General features: G+C 54.0%; 4 protein-coding genes. All 4 read left to right on the forward strand.

Features of this window, described 5'->3' with window-relative positions:
• A partial coding sequence (locus ABYP39_RS17700; RefSeq protein WP_372783919.1) for an enoyl-CoA hydratase-related protein occupies positions 1-586 on the forward strand: 586 nt, incomplete at its 5' end.
• Positions 587-597: 11 nt separating this feature from the next.
• Positions 598-2,595, forward strand: coding sequence for an acetyl-CoA carboxylase biotin carboxylase subunit (locus tag ABYP39_RS17705; RefSeq protein WP_372783921.1), 1,998 nt, complete (start codon positions 598-600; stop codon positions 2,593-2,595).
• Positions 2,592-3,500, forward strand: coding sequence for a hydroxymethylglutaryl-CoA lyase (locus tag ABYP39_RS17710; protein WP_372749287.1), 909 nt, complete (start codon positions 2,592-2,594; stop codon positions 3,498-3,500). The genes ABYP39_RS17705 and ABYP39_RS17710 overlap by 4 nt, the downstream gene beginning before the upstream one ends.
• A gap of 10 nt (positions 3,501-3,510) precedes the next feature.
• Positions 3,511-4,028: AMP-binding protein (locus ABYP39_RS17715; protein ID WP_372783923.1), on the forward strand; the 518-nt coding region annotated here is incomplete at its 3' end.

Genomic DNA, 4,028 nt, shown 5'->3' on the forward strand with positions numbered 1-4,028 from the left:
CGGTTGGATGCAACGCATGGCCGACTACACACATGCAGAAAACGTAAAAGATGCCGGCCAACTCGCCGAAATGCTCCGAGTGTTAAACGAATTCCCCAAGCCAACCATCGCGAGAGTTCAGGGCGCCGCTTTCGGTGGCGCCGTTGGCTTAGTCAGCTGCTGCGATATAGCGGTAGGCACTACAAGAGCCAGTTTCAGCCTGAGTGAAGTAAAAATAGGTCTGATACCTGCCACTATCAGCCCCTATGTAATTCAAGCCATCGGCGCACGAGCTGCGCGTCGCTATTTTCAGACCGGCGAGCGCTTTAACGCAGACGCCGCGTTGAAGCTCGGCCTGCTGAGCGATGTAGTTGCTGAAGACGAACTCGATTCAACCGTCAGCGCGATGGCAAATACCCTGCTAGCCAACAGTCCGCAGGCATTGACTCAAGCCAAACAACTGGTGCTGGACTATGCCAACCGTGAAATCACTCCCGACCTGATCAAAGACAGCTGCACGCGTATCGCCGATATTCGCGTTTCTGAAGAAGGTCAGGAAGGACTTAAAGCTTTCCTCGAAAAACGCTCACCAAATTGGGTGAAGTAGGAACCTAAGCCATGTTTAAAAAAATCCTGATAGCCAACCGCGGTGAAATTAGCTGCCGCATCATTAAAACCGCCAAGAAAATGGGCATTCGCACTGTGGCCGTATACAGTGATGCGGATCGCAATGCTCTGCATGTCAGTCTCGCCGATGAGGCTATTCATATCGGCGCGGCACCTGCAGCGGAATCCTATCTGGTGGTCGATAAAATTATCGAAGCCGCCAAAAAAACCGGTGCCGAAGCCATTCATCCCGGTTACGGTTTCCTGTCGGAAAACGCAAACTTCTGCCGACGCTGCGCCGAGGAAAACATTGTATTTATCGGCCCGCCTACCGGCGCGATTGAGGCGATGGGTTCTAAATCTGCGGCCAAGCAGATAATGGAGAAAGCTGGTGTACCGCTGGTACCCGGCTACCACGGTGAAGATCAGGATGAAGCCATCCTGAAGAAATCGGCCGACGACATGGGCTACCCAGTGCTGCTGAAGGCGGCTGCCGGCGGCGGCGGTAAAGGCATGCGTCAGGTATGGAGTGCTGATGAATTTTCCGCTGCACTGGCCGCGGCCAAACGCGAGGCAATGAAATCTTTCAGCGACGACAAAATGCTGGTCGAGAAATACCTGACCGGCCCGCGTCACGTTGAAATTCAGGTATTCTGCGACAGCCACGGCAATGCGGTGCATCTGTTTGAGCGAGACTGCTCCGTTCAGCGCCGCCACCAGAAAGTGATTGAAGAAGCCCCAGCCCCCGGCATGACCGAGGAGCTTCGTACAGCAATGGGCGAAGCAGCAATCAAAGCGGCTCAGGCCATTGATTATGTCGGCGCAGGTACCGTCGAATTCCTGCTGGATTCGGATGGTTCTTTCTACTTTATGGAAATGAACACTCGCCTGCAGGTTGAGCACCCCGTGACCGAAATGATCAGCGGTCAGGATCTTGTTAGCTGGCAGTTAAAAGTAGCCAATGGTGAAACGCTGCCCTGCAAGCAGGCAGAGCTAAGCATTCGTGGCCACGCTTTCGAAGCCCGCGTATACGCGGAAGACCCGGACAACAATTTCCTGCCCCAGACCGGCAATCTGCGCTTTCTTAAAGAGCCCGCGCAGGGTGATCACGTTCGCGTAGATACCGGTGTGGTGGAAGGCGATGAGATCAGCGTGTACTACGACCCCATGATCAGCAAGCTGATAACCTGGGATGAAAATCGCGACCGCGCGCTAAAGCGTCTGCAAAGTGCGCTGGCCCAATACAATCTCGGTGGTGTCGTTACCAACTTGCCCTTTCTGTACAACCTGGCAACCCATCCAGCGTTTGAGAATGCTGAGCTGACGACGGGTTTTATTGAGCAACACAACGATGATCTGTTCAAGGATAACGACGCCGACCTGAACCAACTGCTGCCGCTGGCAGCGCTTTATGTACTGTTGGAGCAGGCCGAGCAACAGCGCGCACAGGCTGAAAAAAGCAGCGAACCCGATTCGCCGTGGAATACGCCTTTTGGCTGGCGCAGCGCCCTGCCCGCCTATTGCCACGTGGACGTTCGCTGGCAAGAGCAGGAACATCGCGTTTCTGTTGAGCCGCTGGGTGACCAGTTTCAACTCAGCTTTGAAGGCGAAACCGCGTTGGTTAGCGGCACTCTGCAGGATCGTAAGCTTAGCGCAATCGTGGATGGTCACCGCGTGACAGCGACCGTGAGCAAGTTCGGGGATGACTATCAGGTCTATCTGGCCGATCGCGCTTTCAGTTTTACTCTGGTTCAGCCCGACACCGGTGAGATGGATGACAGCGCGGCTGGGGCATCATTTGCGGCCCCAATGAACGGCACAATTGTAGCGCACGGTGTAGAACCGGGTGTGGAAGTCAAAAAAGGTGCCACTTTGATGATTATGGAAGCCATGAAAATGGAGCACACCATTAATGCGCCCGCGGATGGCAAGGTGGTGACTTTCTTTTTCAAGGCGGGCGATCTGGTTGATGGCGGTGCCCAGCTGCTGGAATTTGAGGCGAGTGAATAATGCTACCCAATAGAGTTCGTATTGTTGAAGTCGGCCCCCGTGACGGCCTGCAGAATGAGAAAACGCCACTCAGCGCTGAGGATAAAATTGAACTTATCCACGCCTTGGCTGACGCCGGTGTAGGCACAATTGAAAGTGGTAGTTTTGTAAACCCTAAATGGGTGCCACAGATGGCCAGTAGCGAAGAAGTGTTTCAGGGTATACACCGCAAAAGTGGTGTTACGTACTCTTCGCTCACCCCCAACCTGAAAGGTTTTGAACGGGCGCTCGCGGTTAAGGCTGACGAAGTGGCCGTATTCGCCGCAGCGTCAGAAGCATTTGCCCAGAAAAACACCAACTGCTCGATTGCCGAAAGCCTGGAACGTTTCAAGCCAGTCATGGATGCCGCCAAAGATGCCGAAATTCCCGTTCGAGGCTATATCTCCTGTGTAGTGGGCTGCCCCTACGAAGGCGACATCGCACCTGAAAAAGTACTGGAAGTCAGCCGGGAGCTGTTGGCCATGGGCTGCTATGAAGTTTCTCTCGGCGATACTATAGGCGTAGGCACCGCAGCCAGCGTACAGCGACTACTTGAAGTACTGACCAAAGAAATTCCGGTAGACAAACTGGCCGTGCACTTCCATGACACCTATGGTCAGGCGCTGGCCAATATTTTGAAATCACTGGAGATGGGCGTTGCCACAGTAGACAGTTCCGTGGCTGGACTCGGCGGTTGCCCCTACGCTAAAGGCGCGTCGGGCAATGTCGCTACCGAAGACGTCATCTACCTGTTGAACGGCCTGGGCATTGAACACGGTATTGATCTGAACAAACTGATCGATGTGGGCAACCGCATTTCCGATCGTTTGAATCGCCCCAACAATTCCCGCGTAGCCAACGCCATCACCGCCAAACGGGAAAAATAAAAGGACAACAATGAGCACGCCCCTGTGGACGCCTTCCGCCAATCGAATTGCCAACTCACGGTTGAAAGCCTTTGAGGCTTGGCTTGCTGAAAAACATCAGCTTGCTTTTGACGACTATCAATCATTGCATCAATGGTCTGTTGATAACCCCGAGTCGTTTTGGGAATCTGTCTGGCAGTTCTGCAATGTCAAAGCACACTCGCCGTACGGCAAGGTCCTCGAACACGGCGGTACCTTTCCAACTTGCGGTGAACCCTCCGCCGCATGGTTTCCCGGCGCCACGCTGAATTTTGCAGAAAACCTGTTGCGCCGTCGCGACGATAAAATTGCCATCGTCGGTCTGTTGGAAAATGGGCAACGTCGAGAGTTGAGTTACGCTGAGTTGTACACACAAGTGGAACAGCTGGCACATACACTGCGTGAACAAGGCGTCGAAGCCGGTGACAGGGTTGCCGGTTTCATGCCAAACATTCCGGAAACCGTGGTCGCCATGTTGGCAGCTACCAGTATAGGCGCCATCTGGTCCTC

Origin of the sequence: Litorivivens sp., from assembly GCF_041625495.1 — a bacterium.
In the GTDB taxonomy this organism is placed as follows: Bacteria; Pseudomonadota; Gammaproteobacteria; order Pseudomonadales; family Spongiibacteraceae; genus Litorivivens.

Coding starts and splice junctions, on each gene's coding strand:
- ABYP39_RS17705 (WP_372783921.1), top strand. CDS start 598: ATGTTTAAAAAAATCCTGATAGCCAACCGCGGTGAAATTAGCTGCCGC.